This window comes from Arsenicicoccus sp. UBA2120, assembly GCF_002330965.1.
GTDB lineage: Bacteria > Actinomycetota > Actinomycetes > Actinomycetales > Dermatophilaceae > Arsenicicoccus > Arsenicicoccus bolidensis.
Window position 1 is genome coordinate 23,044 of the sequence record NZ_DCYC01000093.1, and the last position, 18,281, is coordinate 41,324.

Sequence of the window (18,281 nt, forward strand, 5' to 3'; positions counted from 1 at the left end):
CTGCAGCACGAGACGGGGTCGACACCCCGAGACCACGCCCCCTCCTGACCAGCCGCAGATGTCTCACCCTGCAGCACGAGACGGGGTCGGCACCCCGAGACCCCGCCCCCTCTGACTCGCCGCCGCAGATGCCTCACCCTGCAGCACGAGACGGGGTCGGCACCCCGAGACCCCGCGCTGCGTCATACGCACCCCAGGCATGCCGAAGGGCCGTCACCCGAAGGTGACGGCCCTTGCGAAGGCTGGGTGTCGCAGGCTCAGCCGAGCTTGCTGACGGCCTTGGCCATGGCCGACTTCTTGTTAGCGGCCTGGTTCTTGTGGATCACGCCCTTGCTGACGGCCTTGTCCAGCTTGCGGGAGGCGTCGCGCAGGGCGACGGCGCTCTCCTCGGCGTTGCCGGACTCCACCGCAGCGCGGAACTTGCGGATGAAGGTGCGCAGCTCGGACTTGTACGCCTTGTTGCGCTCCGTCCGAGCGTGGTTGGTCTTGATCCGCTTGATCTGGGACTTGATGTTTGCCACGAGAATCCTTCTGTGTGTCAGGTCGATCATTGCCGTTGAGGGCGGCAGCCGTCCTCGGGACCGGGCGTGGGGCACCCGTGGGATGAGGAGTGGCTGGGTGGTGCTGCGTTGCGCGCACGACCTAGGCGCGCACGCAGAGTCCAACGTTACCAGAGTTCGGGGCGTCTCCTGGCCGCTCGGCGGCGGGCGGACTACGGTCGAACCATGGCCACCGTAGCCCTCTTCCCCAGCGTCCTCGGCGTCCGCGCCGGCATCTACGACTTCGCCGACCGGCTGCGTGCCGTCGGGCACGACGTGCGCATCCTCGACTACCTCGACGGCCGCACCTTCGAGACCTACGAGGAGGGGATGAAGGCGGCGCAGGAGCACGACGACAAGGTCGTCCTCGGCCACGCCCTCAAGCTCGCCAAGGACGACGTCCCGCCGGGCATGGTGGTGGCCGGCTTCTCGATGGGCGCGGGCATGGCGGAGCACGTCGCCCTGCAGATGCAGGCTCGCGGCGCGATCCTCGTCGGGGGTGCGGCCGCCACGAAGTGGTTCGGCGACAAGACCTGGCCCGCGGACTGCCCCGTGCAGGTGCACCACAAGGCGGAGGACCCCTTCTACGAGCCCGACGAGGCGGAGGAGGCTCTGGCGTCCCTGCGGGCGGGCGGCGCGCAGGTCGAGGACTTCGCCTACGAGGGCGCCGGGCACCTGTTCAACGACCAGGGCCTGCCGGACGAGTACGACGCCGCCGCCACCGAGCTCATGATGCAGCGGGTCATCGACTTCCTGGAGGAGGTCGACTGAGCCTGGCCGTATGCCGGGAAGCCCGCCTCAGCGGCCGCCGTGACGCTCCCGGGCGATGGTGAGGATCGCCCGCTCCACGGCATACACCGGGTCGCGACCGCCACCCTTGACGTCGTAGTCCGCCTGCGCCACCGCCTGGATGCACCGGCCCAGCGCCTCGGCCTCCCACCCCGACAGCTCGCGGCGAGCCTTGTCGACCTGCCAGGGCGCCATGCCGAGCGAGCTCGCCAGCTGTCCCGACGGGCCCCGCCCGGCCGAGCCGACCTTGACGAGCTGGCGCAGCTTCATCGCGAGCACGGCGACGATCGGCACGGGGTTGTCGCCCCCCGCGATGGCGTGCCGCAGCAGGCGTAGCGACTCGGCGGCGTTGCCCGCGATGGCCGCGTCGGCCACCCGGAAGCCCGTCGCCTCCACCCGCCCCGCGTAGTAGGTCGAGACCACGCCCTCGTCGATGGTCCCGGTGGTGTCCTGCACGAGCTGGGAGCAGGCGGACTCGAGCTCGCGCACGTCCTTTCCGACGGCCTCGACGAGCGCGCGCACCGCATCCGGGGTCGCCTTGCGGCGTGCGGTGCGGAACTCGTTGGTGACGAAGCTCGCCTTGTCGGCGTCGGACTTGATGGCCGGGCAGTCGATCACCCGGGCACCGGCCTTCTTGATCGCGTCGAGGACCTTCTTGCCGCGGTTGCCGGCCTTGTGCGTCACGATCAGCCAGACGTCGTCGGCCGGCGCCGCCCCGAGGTAGGCGAGCAGGTCGGTCTGCAGCTCGTCGGTCGCCTCGTCCAGGTCGCGCACGACGATGGCCTTGGCGTTGCCGAACAATGACGGGCTGGCGTGCATGGCGATCTCGCCGCCCTCGTAGGCCGAGCCCTGCAGCGGGACGGTCTCGAGGTCGGGGTGCAGCCCCTTGATCTCGGCGACGGTCGAGCGCAGCGCCCGGTCGGCGAGCACCCCCTCGGGCCCGGCGACGAGGACGAGCGGCGGGATGCGCGAGGCGGGGGCTGCGGTCACGGCGTACAGCCTCCCACGGCCCACCGACAGACCCTCCGGCGCGCCACCGTCTCGCCCCGCCGTCTCGCTTCACCGAACGCGTCTCGCCCTGCAGCACGAGACGACCTCGCCACCAGCGCGCGATCTCGCCCTGCCGAACGCGTCTCGCCCTGCAGCATGAGACGGCCTCGCCAAGGGGGCTGAGTCAGGTGCCTGCGCACTGCCGCGCGGCGCCGCGCGGGTCACGCGTCGAAGGTGAAGCCGCCCTGGGGCTGCAGGGAGAGCTTGAGCGCCGCGAGCCGCGCCTCGACCACCTCGGGATCCAGCTCGAAGTGATCGGCGAGCTCGTCCAGGGAGAGGCCAGCGTCGACGCCCTCGCGCAGCTCGGTGTCCTCGTCGTCGGTCCACGGGTGGCCGCTCGTGACGGCGGTGCGGGTGGAGGGCGGCGCGGGGTGGGGCTCGGTGGCGGAGGGTCGCGGCGTGGCCGAGACGGCGTCCTCGGTGACCTCGCCCGTCAGGGAGCGCAGCGCCGGCTCGTGCACCGGGGTGACGGGCGCGGCGGTCTCGTCGAGGCGTCGCAGGGCGTTGAGGACGAGCTCACGGTCGGTCGTGGGCCAGAACGGCGGCAACGACCGCTGCAGGAACCCGGCGTAGCGCGCGGTGATCATGCGCGAGTCGAGGAAGGCCACGACCCCGCGGTCGTCGCCACGCCGGATCAGCCGGCCGGCACCCTGGGCGAGGCGCAGCGCGGCGTGGGTCGCCGAGACGGCCATGAAGCCGTTGCCGCCCATGCGCCCGATCGCCTGGGTGCGGGCAGACGCCAGCGGGTCGTCGGGGCGCGGGAACGGGATGCGGTCGATGATCACGACCTGGCAGGCCGTGCCGGGCACGTCGACGCCCTGCCAGAGCGTCATGGTGCCGAACAGCGCGACGCGTGGCTCGCGCGCGAACTGCCGCACGAGAGTAGTGGTCTGGTCCTCGCCCTGGCACAGGACCTCGATGTCGGTGCCGTCCGCCGCGAACCGCTCGCGCAGCGCCTCGGTCGCCGCCTGCGCGGCCCGCATGGACGAGAACAGCCCGAGCGCCCGGCCACCCGAGGCCCGCACGAGCGCCTCGATCTCGTCGAGGGTCTGGTCCGCCGTGCCGTCCCGCCCGGGTGGGGGCAGGTGCTTGGCGACATACGCGATCGCCTGCTTGGGGTAGTCGAAGGGAGAGCCGACGTCGAGGCCGGTGTAGCCGGGCGCGCCGTCGCCGCGCAGGCCCAGCGTCCCCGCGACCGCGTCGAACGTGCCGCCGAGCTCCAGGGTCGCGGAGGTCATCACGACGGTCCGCTCGCCGAACAGCTTGTCCCGCAGCAGCATCGCCACGCTCATGGGCGCGACGCGCAGCACTCCCCCGCGCCGCGGGTCCTTGGACAGCCACACGACGTCGAGCTCGCGCCCCTCGAGGATCCGCTCGGCGGTGTCGAAGGTCTCGTCGACGGCGGCCTGGGCCACCTTGCGGGCACCGGCGTCCGGACCGTCCTCCTGACCCTTGTCAGGCTTGAGCTCCGTCAGCACCGAGCGGGCGGTGTCTCGCACGCGGGACAGCGCCTGGATCAACGACTGCGGCGGATCCGTCAGACGCCCCTCCTCGAGCGACTCGACGACCTCGCTCAGGATGTCGCCGGCCTCCGCGAGCGCCGAGGCGTCGGCGAGCTTGCCGCAGCGGCGGGAGGCCGCGGCGATCATGCCGGCGCTCAGCTCGTCGGTGACCGTCGCCGTGACGCGGTCCACGAGCTCGTGCGCCTCGTCGACGACCAGGACGTCGTGCTCGGGCAGCATCATCCGCCCCTCGAAGGCGTCGATCGCCATGAAGGAGTGGTTGGTCACGACCACGTCGACGTCCTTGGCGGCCTCGCGCGCCCGCTCCACGAAGCACTCCGCACGCTGGGGGCACTTGGTGCCGAGGCACTCCTGCGCACTCACGCTGACCTGGCGCCACGCCCGCTCGCTGACGCCGGGCACCAGCTCGTCGCGGTCGCCGGAGACGGTGTGCTCGGCCCAGCTGCGCAGCCGCAGGACCTCCTGCCCGAGGCGTCCGACGCCCGCGTCGACGGCGCCGACACCGAGCAGGGAGTCCGCGTCGTCGTCCGGCATACCGCCGTCGAGCTTGTGCAGGCAGACATAGTTGCGACGGCCCTTGACCAGCGCGTATGACGGCCGCCTGCCCGCCAGCGGGGTGACCGCCTGGGCGAGGCGGGGCAGGTCGCGGTCGACGATCTGGGCCTGCAGGGCCAGCGTCGCGGTGGCGACCACGACCGGCTTGTCGCTGCTCAGGGCGTGCAGCAGGCTCGGCACGAGATAGGCCAGGGACTTGCCGGTGCCCGTGCCGGCCTGGACCAGCAGGTGCTCGTCCCGGTCGATCGCGTCGGACACGGCCTGCGCCATCCGCACCTGGCCGGGGCGGGTGCTGCCACCGACCCCTCCGACGGCAGCGTCGAGGTAGCGATCAAGGTCTGGGTGCGGCACGCCGCAACCCTATGGCACCGGTGTGACAGACCCCCGCCACGCGTTGGCGCGCCGGGGCCGCGCGGCGTCGATATGCTGGCCGCAGCCCGCTCCCCTCGTCCCCTCGAAGGTGCCCCTCGTGCGTGACATCGTGGTCTTCTCCGGCAGCGCCCACCCCGAGCTCGCCCGACGGATCTGCGACGAGCTGGGGGTCCCGTTGTCGGGGGTCGACATCGTCCGGTTCAGCAACGACTGCCTGCAGGTGCAGCTGCTGGAGAACTGCCGGCAGAAGGACGTCTACCTCATCCAGCCGTTGGTGCCGCCGACCCAGGAGCACCTCTTCGAGCTGCTGCTGATGATCGACGCGGCCCGCGGCGCCTCCGCCGCCTCGATCACCGCCGTCATGCCCCACTTCGCCTACGCCCGGTCGGACAAGAAGGACGCCTCGCGCATCTCCTTCGGCGGCCGCATGGTGGCCGACCTGATCCAGACGGCCGGCGCCCACCGCGTCCTCACCATGACCTTGCACGCGCCGCAGGTGCACGGCTTCTTCTCGGTGCCGGTCGACCACCTGACGGCGACCGGTGTGCTGGCCGACCACTTCCGCGAGCGGGACCTGAGCAACCACGTCGTGGTCTCCCCCGACTTCGGCAACGCCAAGACCGCCTCCCTGCTGGCGCGGCTGCTGGGACTGCCCGTCGCGGCCGGGTCCAAGCAGCGCAAGGGCGACGACAAGGTCGAGATCGACATGATCGTCGGTGACGTCGACGGCAAGACGGCGATCGTCCTCGATGACGAGATCGCGACCGGCGGGTCCATCGTCGAGCTGCTCGACAAGCTGCAGGAGGTCGGGTGCCAGCAGGCGGCCGTGGCCTGCACCCACGGACTGTTCACCGGCAGGGCCGTCGAGCGGCTGCGGGGCCACCCGATGATCAGCGAGGTCGTCACCACCGACACCGTGCCGTCGCCGCAGGGCTGGCCGGAGCTCAAGGTCTGCTCGACGGCTGACCTGTTCGCCGAGGCCATCGCCCGCATCCACGCGGGGGCCTCGATCTCGAGCCTGTTCGACGGGGTCGACCCGGCGTACGCCCCGCCCCAGATGAGGCTCGACTTCTCCTGACAGCCGGCCTCCTGACGCTGGCTGTCTGGCTCGTGTCCTGGTGACGCGGCCCACGACCGACACGTACCGTGACCCTGGGGGTGGCCTGAGACCGATCAGGCCGCAGGATCGGTGGGGGCATCAATGAGCGAGAGCGTCTGGACAGAGCTGTCCGAGTCCGACGTGGACGACGGGGTGCTGCCACGGTTCCGGCGGGTGACATCGACGCGACCCGACGCCGTCGCCGTGTCCGACGAGGACACGTCCCTGACCTACGGCCAGGTCGCTGCGAGGGCGGCCGGCGTCCTGCGCGGGATCCGCCAGGCGCTCGACGCGCTCGACCCGCCCCCGGCACGTCACGGCGAGGACGCCTTCGGCGCCGCCGCGACCGTCGCCATGTGCTGCGACCACACCGTCGATGCCGTGGTGACGCTGCTGGCCGTGGTCGCCTCGGGGCACCCGGTGCTCGTGCTGGACCCCCGCACGCCCGGCCCCCGCCAGGCCCAGCTGGTCGAGCGCGCCGGTGCACGACTGCTCGTCACCGACCCGGCCAACGAGCGACTCGCGTCCGAGCTGCACGTCGTCCCCCTCTCGGTCCGCGGCCTCGAACCCGCCGATCCCCAGATCCTGTGGGGTGACCCACCGTCACCGACCTCCGTAGCAGCCCTCGCCTTCACGTCCGGGTCCACGGGCACGCCCAAGCCCGTCGCCAACGACCACCGCCTGCTCGTCCGCGACGCCTGGAACAGCTCGATCGCCACCGGCTGCTACTCCTCGGCCGACACCATCGCGCACACCCTGCCCATCGCCTTCCACGCCGGCCTGACCACGACCCTGCACGGCCTGCTCGTCGGAGCGCGGATGCGGTTGTACGACGCCCGCAGCCGCGGGATCGCCGGTCTGCCCGCCGTCATCGCCGAGCACGGCTGCACGCTCATGATCACCAGCCCCGCGATCCTGCGCGGCTTCGTCGCCACCGCGCCCGACCCGGCGATGCTCGCGACGCTGCGCAGCCTCACGGTGGCCGGCGAGGCGTCATACGGCCGGGACGTCGAGGCGGTGCGCCCGCTGCTGCCGGCCGGCTGCCTCGTGCGCAACCGCTACGGCTCGTCGGAGACGGGCCTGATCGCCGAGTACGTCGTCGGCCCCGAGCACCCGCCCCTGGACGGCCCGCTCCCGGCCGGCCGCGGGGTCGGCCGGACCGTGCTGAGCGTCATGGACGAGCACGGCACCCCGGCGGCACCCTGGGCCACGGGTCGGCTCGTCGTCACGGCGCCGCAGGTCGCGACCGGCTACTGGCAGCTCCCCGAGGCCACGGCCGAGGCCTTCGCGGACCTCGCGGACGGCACGCGCCGCTACCGCACCAGCGACCTCGGCCGCGTCCTGCCCGACGGCGCGATCCAGATCGTGGGGCGGGCCGACCACAGCGTCAAGGTGCGCGGCTACCTCGTCGACCCCGGCGAGGTGGACGCCGCGCTGTTCACGCTCGACGACGTCCGTGAGGCCGTCGTGGTCAGCGGCCCGCGCCCGGGCGACGGTCGGACCAGGCTGGTGGCGTATGTCGTCCACCGCCGTCTCCCGGCGCCCCCGACCGGTGCCGGGCTCCCCGGCGCGGAGCTGCCCGACCCGGGGCTCGAGGCGGCGTGGCGGCAGGCCCTGCGCGGACAGCTGCCAGCCCACATGATCCCCGAGGCCTTCGTGCTCGTTGGCGCGCTGCCCCGCAACGACCGCGGCAAGATCGACCGCGCCGCCCTGCCCGAGGCACCGGAGCGGGAGCTGTCCGGGGCCCACACCTCCCGCTGGGAGGCGCTGGTCGCCGAGCAGTGGGCGGCCGCGCTGGAGCACGACGGCCCGTTGCGGCCCGACTCCGACTTCTTCGCCCTGGGCGGGGACTCGCTGGCCGCCGAGGCGCTCATGGCGCGGCTGGTGTCCGAGCTCGGCGTCGACCCCGACCGGGCCCGCACCACCGTCCTCGCGCAGGCTCCCGTGCTCGCCGACTTCGCCGAGGCGGTCCGCGGCACGGGGGCCGGTCCCGACCACTGCCTGGTCCCACTCGTGACCGGAGCGGGCGCCGGCCCCGCCGGTGCGGCTGAGGGTGCCGAGGCCGCGGCAAACGACGCCGGGTGCCGGCCTGCTGAGCGTCCGGTATTCCTCCTCGCCGGCGCGGGAGGCATCGGCATCGCGCTGCGACCCATCGCCCTGCGACTCGGCGGGCGGCCGGCATACGCGCTCCAGAATCCCGTGCTCGAGGCCCGCGGCCTGCCCGACCTGACCCTGCGCCAGCTCGCCCGGCGCTACGTCAAGGTGGTGCGGCGGGTGCAGCCCGAGGGGCCCTACCTGCTGGCGGGGCACAGCTTCGGCGGGCTCGTGGCCTTCGAGATGTGCCACCAGCTGCGCGCCGTCGGGCAGGACGCCCGGCTGGCGATCATCGACTCCTTCCCGCCGGAGCCGTCGCTCCACCCCGAGCCCGAGGAAGGGACCTCGGCCCCGGCACGCGCCCGCTCGCTGGTCCGCCTCGTCCGCGCCTCGCTGCGCGACACCACCGGGGCCACGGACGCGTGGCGGTTCTTCCTGCAGTCCGACGCGCTTGCGCGCGCCTATCGCTCCCAGCCGTGGCCCGGCGAGACCCTCGTGCTCGTGGCGCAGTCCCCCGAGAAGGACGCCCGCTCCCGGTGGGCCCCGCACCTCATCGGCCCGCACCACCAGGTCGAGATCAGCGGTGACCACTTCACGCTGCTGCGCGAGCCCTGGGCCGAGGAGGTCGCGGCGCACCTGCGGACCTTCTTCGGCGAACCGGCCGCGTCGACCTGACGTCTGCTGTCGCCCGCAAAGCAGTCGCCCGCAAACCAGTGGCCGGCACGCCTCGGGCCCGGGCAGGCTGGGCGCCATGCCCCATGACGTGACAGCACTGGACCATCTGACCCAGGAGGAGCTGTGGGACGCCCGCGCTGCAGCGACCTACGACACCCCGGGCACCGGCATGGAGGCGCCCGAGGTCCTCGGCCCCACCGTCGACCGCCTCGCCGAGCTGGCCGAGAACGGCCGCGCCCTGGAGCTCGCCGTCGGGACCGGGCGGGTCGCCATACCGCTGGTGCGGCGCGGGATCGAGGTGAGCGGCATCGAGATCAGCCGGCCGATGATCGACCGGCTGCGCGAGAAGGCGAGCCCCGAGGAGCTCCCCGTCACGCAGGGCGACATGGCGAGCACCGTCGTCCCGGGCGAGTTCTCGCTCGTCTACCTGGTCTTCAACACCATCGGCAACCTGCTGACCCAGGACGCGCAGGTCGAGTGCTTCCGCAACGCCGCCGCCCACCTGCGGCCGGGTGGGAGGTTCGTGATCGAGCTGTGGGTGCCGCAGCTGCAGCAGATGGCGCCCGGCCTGCCCGCGATCATCGGTGCGGTGGAGGACGGCTACATCCTCGTCGACACCCTCGACACCGCCACGCAGCGCCTGGTGTCGCACCACTTCACCTTCGGCGAGGGGCGTTCGGCGACGGTCGGCCGCACGCCGCACCGCTACGTCTGGCCGTCGGAGCTGGACCTGATGGCCCGCCTCGCCGGTTTCGAGCCGGAGTCCCGCCACGCCGACTGGCAGGGCACGCCGTTCACCTCCGCGTCGACGTCCCACGTCTCGGTCTATCGCAAGGCCGCCGACGGTCGATGAGCCCCGACAGGCCACCTGACGTGATGCGACCCGTCGGGGCGCAGCTGTGCACGCGCGATCGGCGCGACGGACAATCAGGTCATGAGTCAGAACCCGTCCGTGCTGCACACCGTGCTCGACGCGGTGGACATCCGAGCCCTGGCGGAGTTCTACCGCCGGCTGCTCGGGCTGGTCTACCGGCCCGGCGACGAGCCGCCGGGGGACCCGGCGCCCGACGACGGAGACTGGCTGGTGCTGACCCGGCCGGACGGCACGCGGACGCTGGCCTTCCAGCACGTGGAGCACCTCGAGCGGACCACGTGGCCGGCGCCGGACGTCCCGATGCAGCTGCACCTGGACCTCACCGTCCCTGACCTGGCAGCGCTGGAGGAGCACCACGCTCGCGCCCTGGCGCTCGGTGCACGCCTGCTCCTCGACCGGTCCGACGACCCCGACGAGCCGCTCTACGTCTATGCCGATCCCGCGGGGCACCCCTTCTGCCTCTTCGTCGCCGAACCTGCGACCGAGGACCTCGACCACCTCGTCGTCGACGGCCGCGACCTCACGGTCCAGCGGGCCGGGCTCGCCGACGTCCCGGCCATCGTCGGCCTCCTGCGCGACGACCCCCTCGGAGCAGAGCGGGAGGTCGAGGACCCGGAGCCGTATGTCGCAGCGTTCCACCGCATCGACAGCGACCGGTCGCACCTGCTCGTGGTGGTCCGCGACGCAGGCGGCGAGGTGGTGGGCACCATGCAGCTCACCCTCCTGCCCGGGCTGTCCCGCTCGGCCGCGACCAGGTTGCAGGTCGAGGGCGTCCGAGTCTCCCCGTCGGAGCGTGGATCCGGCCTCGGCGCAGCGATGTTCGCGTGGGCCCACGCCTGGGGCCACGAGCGTGGCGCGTCGCTCGCTCAGCTCACGACCGATCTCTCGCGAGCGGACGCCCACCGTTTCTACGAGCGGCTCGGCTACGTCGCGACCCACGCCGGGCTCAAGCGCCCACTCGACTGAGGCTCGCCACCGCGCTCCGGGTGAGCCCCTCCGTGTCGGTCGCGGCGTTCGTCAGGCGGGGAGTCGGGCCACCATTGCCATACCCAGTGAGTGCTCCTCTGATGGGCGCGCCACTCATCGGCGGTGATCTCGTGGGTCACCTCGCCCTCCTCCGCGCCCGGCAACGGCTCGTCCCACGTCCGGACCTCGGTGCTCACGTGCCGCATCCCGAGCCTGCGCATCACCCCGCGTGACCCGGTGTTGACGGCCATCGTCTCGGCCCAGATCCGGCGCAGCCCGACGGTCTCGAAGCCGTGGCGCACCAGCGCCAGGGCCCCCTCGGTCGCGAGGCCCTGGCGCCAGTGACGCCGCTCGAGCCGCCACCCGATCTCCGCGGCGTCCGGATGCGGGGCGGAGCCCGGCTCGGAGTCGCTGCGACCGAGGTCCCACCAGCCGAGGAAGTCGTCAGTCCCGAAGCCGACCCACCACCCCAGACCCAGCGTGTCCCCGCTCGTATCGGCGCACCGCGGCCCCCAGAAGTCGTCGATCTCCTGCGGCGTCCGCGCGCGCCCCAGCAGGTGGCGCATTGCCTCCGGGTCGGAGTCCAGGCGGTGCAGGAGGGGCAGGTGCTCGATCGTCATGGGGCGCAAGGTGATCCGGTCCGTCGTGACGACCGGTCGCCCCCGCGGGCCGGGTGTCAGGCCCGGCGTCAGGTGCTTGACCATCGCCTGACGCGGCCATCGGTCCAGGCCCAGGCTCCGCTCGTGCTGCCGCGCAGCAGCCAGCCCCCGACCGTGCGACGACTCGGGCAGCACCCGCCACCCCAGCCGCTCGTAGTACGGGCCGTTCCACGGCACGTCGCGATAGGTGGTCAGTGTCATGTCCTCGTGCCCCGCGGTCCGGGCCCACGCCTCGGCCGTCTCGAGCAGCCGCGCCCCGAGCCCGTGCCCGGCGTGGTCGGGGTGGACGCTGAGCTGACCGACGTGCGGCCGGCCGTCGACCGGCTCGACCCGCACGAAACCCACCGGGAGGTCACCCTCGTCCACCGCCACCCACAGCGTGCCCGCGGCCAGAGCCGGCTCGAAGGCCTCCGGCGGGTCCGGAGGCATGTCCGCCACCAGGTCCATCCCGGCGCCGCGGAAGTGCACGCCACCAGAGGCGTCCAGGGCGGGCAGGTGCATCAGGTCGTCGAGGCGTCCCGCGCGAATCGCCATACGGCTCACAACGATCCCTCCGCCACCAACGGTGCGCCGGTCACCGACCTGGCCATCCACACGCTGTCACGGCGGTCGTCGGCACTCACCCAGATCGACCGCGGCGCGCGCCCCACCTCGACCCACCCCATCGATCCGTAGAACCGGCCGAGCCCCAGCCCGCTGCGATAGACGAGATCGACCTGCTCCACCCCGGGCAGCGCCCGCGCCACGGCGTGGAGCCCACCCAGAGCGACCCGGCCGAGGTTGCGACCCCGCACGTCCGGGTCGACCATGAACCTCTGCAGAGTGGCCGTATGACGAAACAGCCCGTCATCGCTGCGGATCCACCAGCCGAAGGCCAGCAGCCGCCCACCGCGGTCGCGCATGATCCCGAGGGTCCGGCGGTCGTCGTCGGTGCGCTCCAGGGCCTCGTCGAGCCGATCGGCCACGGCCGCGCGCGGTGCGTCCCGGGTGAAGCCCACCGCTCCCCCGGCCACGTTGACCGCGCACCACAGGTCGAGCATCTGGTCCCGCAGCCCAGCACCCACGGAGCGCTCGTCAGCACCGGCGACCTGCACCTGCGGCAGCCACCACGCCCGCGACGGCCCCAGCTCGACGGGATCGCCGGGGATCACGTGCGGATCGCCGCGCAGCAGCCCCGCCGAGGCCGCCGTGCGCCCCGACGCGGCGTTGTCGTCGCGCGCCACGGCCCGCACCGTCCACCCCGGCAGCCATTCCGCGGCCCAGGCCGTCACCGCTCGCGCCGCCTCGCGTCCCAGGCCCTGGCCGTGGCACTCCAGGGCGAAGCGGTAGTAGAGGTTGGCGACCCCCTCCTTGTCGTGCGGGAGGGGGCGCACCCCCGCCATCCCGAGCAGGCGCCCCGACGGGCGGTCCTCGACCACCCAGTAGCCGAATCCGTCTGTCTCCCAGGCCTCGACCCAGGTCTGCAGGCCCACGAGGTTGGCGGTCCGGTCGGTCGTGACGGCCCACGGCGCGTAGCGAAAGAGGCGCTCGTCGGAGTGCAGCGCGTGGTGGAAGGCCGCGTCCTCGATGCGCGGTGGCCGCAGCCGCAGCCGCCGGGTCTCGACGGTCGTCGGAGCGCCTGCGGGGACGGCACGGTGGGGCGGGGCGGTGGCCATGAGCCCGACGTTAGCCGTAGCCTCCGACAGGCCCCCACCCGATGACCGCACCGTCGACCCCGAGGACTCCAGCAGATGCCGTATGCCGTGACCGTGGACCACCCCGGCGGCACGTCCCGGTTCGCCGTCACGCACGACGCCCTGGTCATGGTCGCCACCCTCGGCGGCCACCTGCACGCCTACCTCGGCGGCGAGGGCTGCCGCGCCCAGAGCCTCGCGTTCACCACGCAGGAGCCGCGCCGCACCCTGGAGGGTCGGGTCGAGGTGCCGGAGGCGGTCGACGAGGTCGACTGGGAGGGCACCGAGTGGACCGAGGAGAGGCTGGCGGCCCTAGCCGAACGGATCCCCTTGGGCGAGTGCAGGATCACGGTCGCCCACGACCTCGCCCCCCTGGTCGACGGCGGGGAGCTGGACTTCGGGGAGCACCTGCAGATGGAACGCTTCGTCTGGTCCCGGCTCGCCGGGGACGCCGGCCGAGACGGGCGCCGCTGCACCTGCCTGCGCAGCATCGGCACCCCGCGGGGCAAGCGCGCGACCTGCTTGGACGACGCGCGGCAGGGCCTCACCTGACGGTCAGCTCTGCGGCGTGGCCGGCGGTGGGGTCGGGGACGGGGACGGGGAGCTCCCCGGCCAGCCCGGGATGGTCTGGGGCGCCACGGCGAGCGCCCGTTGGAGGTGCTCGAACCACCCGTCGACCTGCGCCCCGTCCTCGTGCCAGTTGCGGATGGCCGCCATGAGCGGCCAGAGGGTGACGCTGACGGCGAGGCGCGACTGCTGCCGGTCGGCGTCCGTCACCTCGCTCAGGGCGACGGCGACCTGCTCCACCACGTCGTCGAACAGCTCGAGCCCAGCTCGGCGGATCGCCGGGGTGCCCATCCACAGCAGTGTCCGTCGTCGGGTCAGGTCCTCGTCGGCCGGGTGGAAGTGCTCGCCGAGGACCTCGGTCAGGGTTGCCCGCATGGCGACGGCGGGGTCCTCGCCGGCCGCGACCCGGGTGATGAACAGCTCTATCGCGCCGTCGTCGAGCTCGTCGTGGAGCACCAGCCCCTCCTTGGTGCCGAAGTAGCGGTAGACGGTGCTGGGCGACACGTCCGCCTCGGCGGCGACCTGGTCGATCGTGACGGCGTCGAACCCGTCGCGCTCGAAGAGGTCCACGGCCGCCTCCTGGATCGTGTGCATGGCCGCGATCTTCTTGCGCTCCCGCAGCGAGGGCTGCTTCACGTCTCACCTCCGGATCGGTGCAGGACAACCTCTTGACAGTGACTGTCAGTCTAACGCTAGGGTGGACTATGAGACAGCGACTGTCACTTGACATTGACTATCCATTTGTCCTGGCCCGCGGGATCCACAAAAGGTTCGGCCGGGTGACAGCGTTGGACGGCCTCGACCTGAGCGTCCGGGCGGGAGAGGTCCATGGCTTCCTGGGGCCCAACGGGGCGGGCAAGTCCACGACCATCCGAGCCCTCCTCGGCCAGCTGCGGCTGGACGGCGGGGAGCTCGAGGTGCTCGGCGGGCACCCCGTCCGCGACGCCCGCACCATCCACCCCCGACTCGCCTACGTCCCCGGCGACACGGCCCTGTGGCCTTCGCTGACCGGCGGCGAGTGCATCGACCTGATCGCGGGGTTCCAGGGCGGGCAGGACCGGGCCCGACGCGACAAGCTCGTCGACCGGTTCGAGCTGGACCCCCGCCGACGCGCCCGCACCTACTCCAAGGGCAACCGGCAGAAGGTCGCCCTCGTCGCCGCCCTGTCCAGCACCGCCGACCTGTTCGTGCTGGACGAGCCCACGTCGGGGCTCGATCCCCTGATGGAGGCGGTCTTCCAGCAGGTCGTGCGCGAGCTCACCGACGAGGGTCGGACCGTCCTGCTGAGCAGCCACATCCTCGACGAGGTGGAGGCGCTCTGCGACCGGGTCACGATCATCCGGCGAGGCCGCACCGTCTCCACCGGCACCCTGGAGGACCTGCGCGCCAACACCCTCACCACCGTCGAGACGACGACCGCTCACGGCATACGGGCGCTGTCCGGCGTGCCAGGGGTCACCGACGTGGTGGAGCGGCCCGTGTCCCGGGGGACGCACACGACCTTCAGCACCACCCACGCCGCCATGCCGGCGGCCGTCACGCTGGTCGCCCGGCACGAGCCCGCCAGCCTGGTCGTGCGTCCCCCGTCGCTCGAGGAGCTCTTCCTGGAGCACTACGACGAGGTGCCGGCGTGACCGCCGTCGAGGGCACGACCCGGATCATCCGTCTCCTCCTGCGCACGGGCTGGCGACGCCTGCTGCTGTGGTGGGGCGCCTGCACCGCCCTGGTGGTCGCGACCTGCGCCGGCACCGTGAGCCTGTATCCCGAGGCCTCGGACCGGGCGACCTATGCGGCCACGCTCGGACGCTCCACCGCCACCGCCGCGTTCAACGGCCGCGGCTACGACCTGCACACCCTGGGAGGGATCGGCGCCTACGAGGTCGGGTTCCTCGGCCAGCTGTTCCTGCCGGTCGCCGCCCTGCTGCTGGCGGTCCGGCACACGCGCACCCAGGAGCAGAGCGGCCTCGTGGAGCTCGTCACGGCCCATCGCGCCGGCTCCCTGGCCCCGCTGCTGGCCGGCGCCGTCGTGAACGCCCTCCCGCTGCTGGGGGTGGGGATCGGGGTGGCGACGGGGCTGTGCGCCCTCGGCCTGCCGGTGGCCGGGGCGATCCGGTATGCCGTCGTGCTCACCGCCATGATGATCTGCTTCGCCGCGGTGGGACTGCTCTCGTCCGAGCTGGCCCAGGGCGCTCGCACGGCCACGATGCTGGGGCTCGGCACGCTCGGGGCGGCCTTCCTCGGCCGCGTCGTCGTGGACGCCCTGCAGCTGGAGGCGACCTGGATCAGCCCGCTCGGCTGGGTGGCGGAGGCGCGGCCCTGGGGTGGCTCGGCGTCGTGGTGGCCGACCGCGGCCTACCTGGCGACAGCGCTCGCGCTCGGCACCGCCGCCGTCACCGTCCGCCTGCACCGCGACCTCGACTCCGGCGTCGTGGCCCCCCGCCCCGGCCCTCCGCACGGTCGACCACGCACGTCAACGGTGCTCGGCTGGCCGCTCCGGCTCAACCGCCGGTCCTTCACCGGCTGGCTCGTCGCGACGCTGGTGTGGTCCGGCTCCTTCGGGTTCCTCGCCCACGAGATGACCTCGCTCATCCGCGACAACCCGGCGCTGATGGAGGGCCTCGGCATCTCGAACGCCACCGACCTCGTGACGACGCTCGTGGGCGTCTCCGACGCCGGGCTGGCCTGCCTGGCGGGCATCGGCGTGACGATGGCCCTGAGGACCGAGGAGGACGAGGGACGGCTGGGCGCCGTCCTGGCAGGTCGGGCCTCACGCCTCGCCGTCTGGTGCGGCTGGTCCGTCGTCGCGTGCGGCCAGGCCCTCGCGCTGCTGGCGGCGGGACTCGCGACCTACGGCCTGTCGAGCGCGGACGTGACCGGTGACGGTCACGTCCTGCGCACTGCGCTGGAGCTCGCCGTCGCCTACGCGGCGCCGGTCGTCGTCGTGGTCGCGGGCTCCCTCGCGCTGGCCGCGTGGCTCCCCGCTGCCACCCCCGCCGCATGGGCCCTCGTGGCCTGGATCCTCGTCGTTGGGCTGCTCGCCGACTCGCTGCGCCTGCCGGAGGGGGCCCGCGCGCTCTCCCCGGTCGACGCCGTCGGCGACGTGCCCGCTCGGCCGCCGTCGGCCCTGGCCCTCGCAGTGCTGGGCGTGCTCGCCGTGCTCCTCCTCGGCGCCACGGTCCCCGGCGGACAGCGACGGGACCTGCGCGCCGGCTGACGGGTGCGCCGACCGCGGCCAGGACGGACCGGCCCGCGCCGGAGACGGGCCGACCCGCTGTGCGCTGCCAGGGGTCGGCCCTCCTCTCTCCTGCTCAGGGCACCAGCGGCACGCCGCCCGCGGTGAGGCGCCAGCTCGGGACGAAGAAGTCGGCGGGGTCGATCACGCCCTTGGCGGCGGCCCAGTCGATCAGGAGCTGTCGGATCTCCTTCTGCTGGTTGTAGATCACCGGCGCGGTCGAGATCCCCGGGAAGTTCCCCCCGCCCGAGCGTCGGTAGTTGTTGACAGCCACGGCGAACTGGTCGGTGTCGGCGACCGGGGTGCCGTCGGATCGGCGCAGCCCGGTGATGCGCGACCCCACCGGCCGGGACAGGTCGATGTCGTAGGAGACCCCGGAGACGATGTCGTCGTTGTAGTCGGGGGTGCCACCTGCCCCCGTCATGGTGGCGGGGTCGAAGGTGCCTCCGGCCGGCACCGGCGCGAAGTACCCCGCGGAGTGCTCGAGGTAGGCCTTGACCTGGGCCCCGGACAGCTGGACCGCCTCGAGGGTGTTGTCGTAGATGTAGAGCCCCGCGATGTCGCGGATCGTCACGTCGCCCTGCGGGAACACCGCGGTCCGGCTGAACGGCGCGGCGATCGACAGCACGGGCAGCGCGGCCTGCGGCGTCCCGGCCAGGCCGCGTCGCACCTCGTCGGTCTGGACCTGCTGGATGAAGTCGATGATCGCCGTGTCCTTGTAGCGCGACTCCACCGCGGACAGCTCCTGGGAGGACCGCGCCACGACCTGGTTCACATAGGCGACGGTCGCGTCGTGATAGGGCTGGACGGCCTTGACGACCCGGGGGTTCGGCGCAAAGTCCTTGCCGCGCAAGGAGGTCGCGGCGCTGGAGGCCACGGCCCACCGGCCGCGCTCCTTGACCAGCCGCAGGTCGACCTGCGACACGGACGCCGCCCAGCGATAGGGCTGCGTCAGCAGCACCTCCCGTCCGGTGACCTCGTTGACGATGCGCTTCTGGGGGACGTCCCGGTGGCTGTGCCCGGCCACGACCACGTCGATCCCGGGCACCTCGCGAGCGATGACGTCGGAGACGTTCTCCGGCGGCAGCTCGGGGCCGTATGACGACGTCCCGCCCTCGCCCGAGTGCGACAGCACGACGACGACGTCGGCCCCCTTGCGGCGCATCTCGGGGACGTACTTCTTGGCCGCGGTCACCATGTCGCCGAACCGCAGGCGCCCGTTGACGTTGGCCTTGTCCCAGATCGCCGACCCGGGCGTGGTGAGGCCGAGGATGCCCACCTTGACGGGCTTGTGACCGGCGACGTGGCGGTTGTGTGGATCGCATCGGTTGGTGGCGTGATTCTGAGAACTGTCAGTGGCCGATGAGGAGGACTTCTCTGGCGGCGTCGACCAGTTGCCGGGTGCTGAGTGTCTGAAGGGGCCCGCTTCGTGACGCCGACCGGTGGGCGATGAGCCGGCCAGGTGGATCCGCGCGAGGACACCGCTACCGCGCCGCAGTGGTCCTCCGGGCGTGGACGGAGCGGCAGGTTATTGGTGCGGCTCGCCGAGTTCTGGCGGCGTCTGTGTGGGTCGCGTACGGTCAGTTTCTGCGACTTAGCCTCGATCCACCGATG

Annotated in this window: 15 protein-coding genes and 1 pseudogene; 9 read left to right on the top strand and 7 right to left on the bottom strand. The window is 72.8% G+C overall.

The genetic code is table 11. The annotated features are described in order from the left end of the window. Window positions 1-257: 257 nt before the first annotated feature. On the bottom strand, window positions 258-521 hold the full coding sequence (gene rpsT / locus B2P18_RS16075; RefSeq protein WP_019284601.1) for a 30S ribosomal protein S20: 264 nt from the start codon (window positions 519-521) through the stop codon (window positions 258-260). A 204-nt stretch (window positions 522-725) separates the two neighbouring features. On the opposite strand from rpsT, the gene B2P18_RS16080 reads away from it, so the two are divergent. Beyond that, window positions 726-1,310 (top strand): dienelactone hydrolase family protein, encoded by a 585-nt coding sequence (locus tag B2P18_RS16080; protein ID WP_029212717.1) that lies wholly within the window; start codon window positions 726-728, stop codon window positions 1,308-1,310. 27 nt (window positions 1,311-1,337) lie between these two features. Here B2P18_RS16080 and holA read toward each other — a convergent pair whose 3' ends face one another. Together holA and B2P18_RS16090 are read right to left on the bottom strand one after the other, a co-directional pair. Then, the gene (gene holA, locus B2P18_RS16085) at window positions 1,338-2,318 is read right to left on the bottom strand and encodes a DNA polymerase III subunit delta (protein WP_239264544.1); all 981 of its coding nucleotides are present in this window, start codon (window positions 2,316-2,318) and stop codon (window positions 1,338-1,340) included. Window positions 2,319-2,539: 221 nt separating this feature from the next. Continuing rightward, complete coding sequence (locus B2P18_RS16090; protein WP_286961563.1) at window positions 2,540-4,807, bottom strand: ATP-dependent DNA helicase; 2,268 nt, start codon at window positions 4,805-4,807, stop codon at window positions 2,540-2,542. 118 nt (window positions 4,808-4,925) lie between these two features. On the opposite strand from B2P18_RS16090, the gene B2P18_RS16095 reads away from it, so the two are divergent. The 5 genes and pseudogenes from B2P18_RS16095 (at window position 4,926) to B2P18_RS16115 (ending at window position 10,536) form a co-directional block, all read left to right on the top strand. Then, entirely contained in the window at window positions 4,926-5,906 is a 981-nt protein-coding gene (locus B2P18_RS16095) for a ribose-phosphate diphosphokinase (protein WP_286960381.1), read from the top strand. 123 nt (window positions 5,907-6,029) lie between these two features. Beyond that, window positions 6,030-8,696: an AMP-binding protein gene (locus B2P18_RS16100; RefSeq protein WP_286961565.1), complete on the top strand. Its 2,667-nt coding sequence runs from the start codon at window positions 6,030-6,032 to the stop codon at window positions 8,694-8,696. A 76-nt stretch (window positions 8,697-8,772) separates the two neighbouring features. Continuing rightward, a complete protein-coding gene (locus B2P18_RS16105; RefSeq protein ID WP_286961566.1) occupies window positions 8,773-9,549 on the top strand; it encodes a class I SAM-dependent DNA methyltransferase in 777 nt (258 codons plus the stop codon). 81 nt (window positions 9,550-9,630) lie between these two features. Beyond that, window positions 9,631-10,038 (top strand): annotated as a pseudogene (locus B2P18_RS16110) (VOC family protein); the annotation flags it as partial. A 174-nt stretch (window positions 10,039-10,212) separates the two neighbouring features. After that, entirely contained in the window at window positions 10,213-10,536 is a 324-nt protein-coding gene (locus B2P18_RS16115; protein ID WP_349677493.1) for a GNAT family N-acetyltransferase, read from the top strand. On the opposite strand, the gene B2P18_RS16120 is transcribed toward B2P18_RS16115, so the two are convergent. Together B2P18_RS16120 and B2P18_RS16125 are read right to left on the bottom strand one after the other, a co-directional pair. Further along, the gene (locus tag B2P18_RS16120; RefSeq protein WP_286961568.1) at window positions 10,494-11,729 is read right to left on the bottom strand and encodes a GNAT family N-acetyltransferase; all 1,236 of its coding nucleotides are present in this window, start codon (window positions 11,727-11,729) and stop codon (window positions 10,494-10,496) included. The genes B2P18_RS16115 and B2P18_RS16120 overlap by 43 nt on opposite strands. A gap of 5 nt (window positions 11,730-11,734) precedes the next feature. Beyond that, complete coding sequence (locus B2P18_RS16125) at window positions 11,735-12,850, bottom strand: GNAT family N-acetyltransferase (RefSeq protein ID WP_286961569.1); 1,116 nt, start codon at window positions 12,848-12,850, stop codon at window positions 11,735-11,737. A 75-nt stretch (window positions 12,851-12,925) separates the two neighbouring features. Here B2P18_RS16125 and B2P18_RS16130 point away from each other — a divergent pair, with 75 nt between their 5' ends. Further along, a complete protein-coding gene (locus B2P18_RS16130) occupies window positions 12,926-13,420 on the top strand; it encodes a peptidase (RefSeq protein ID WP_286961570.1) in 495 nt (164 codons plus the stop codon). 3 nt (window positions 13,421-13,423) lie between these two features. Here the strand turns inward: B2P18_RS16130 and B2P18_RS16135 are convergent, their stop codons facing one another. Further along, window positions 13,424-14,071, bottom strand: a complete 648-nt coding sequence (locus B2P18_RS16135; protein WP_019284590.1) for a TetR/AcrR family transcriptional regulator — start codon at window positions 14,069-14,071, stop codon at window positions 13,424-13,426. A gap of 143 nt (window positions 14,072-14,214) precedes the next feature. Here B2P18_RS16135 and B2P18_RS16140 point away from each other — a divergent pair, with 143 nt between their 5' ends. Further along, entirely contained in the window at window positions 14,215-15,069 is an 855-nt protein-coding gene (locus B2P18_RS16140; protein ID WP_313534743.1) for an ABC transporter ATP-binding protein, read from the top strand. After that, a complete protein-coding gene (locus tag B2P18_RS16145; protein WP_286961573.1) occupies window positions 15,066-16,649 on the top strand; it encodes a hypothetical protein in 1,584 nt (527 codons plus the stop codon). Before B2P18_RS16140 ends, B2P18_RS16145 begins: the two co-directional genes overlap by 4 nt. 94 nt (window positions 16,650-16,743) lie before the next feature. Here B2P18_RS16145 and B2P18_RS16150 read toward each other — a convergent pair whose 3' ends face one another. Further along, window positions 16,744-17,946: a bifunctional metallophosphatase/5'-nucleotidase gene (locus tag B2P18_RS16150; protein ID WP_286961575.1), complete on the bottom strand. Its 1,203-nt coding sequence runs from the start codon at window positions 17,944-17,946 to the stop codon at window positions 16,744-16,746. Between the last annotated feature and the right edge of the window lie 335 nt (window positions 17,947-18,281).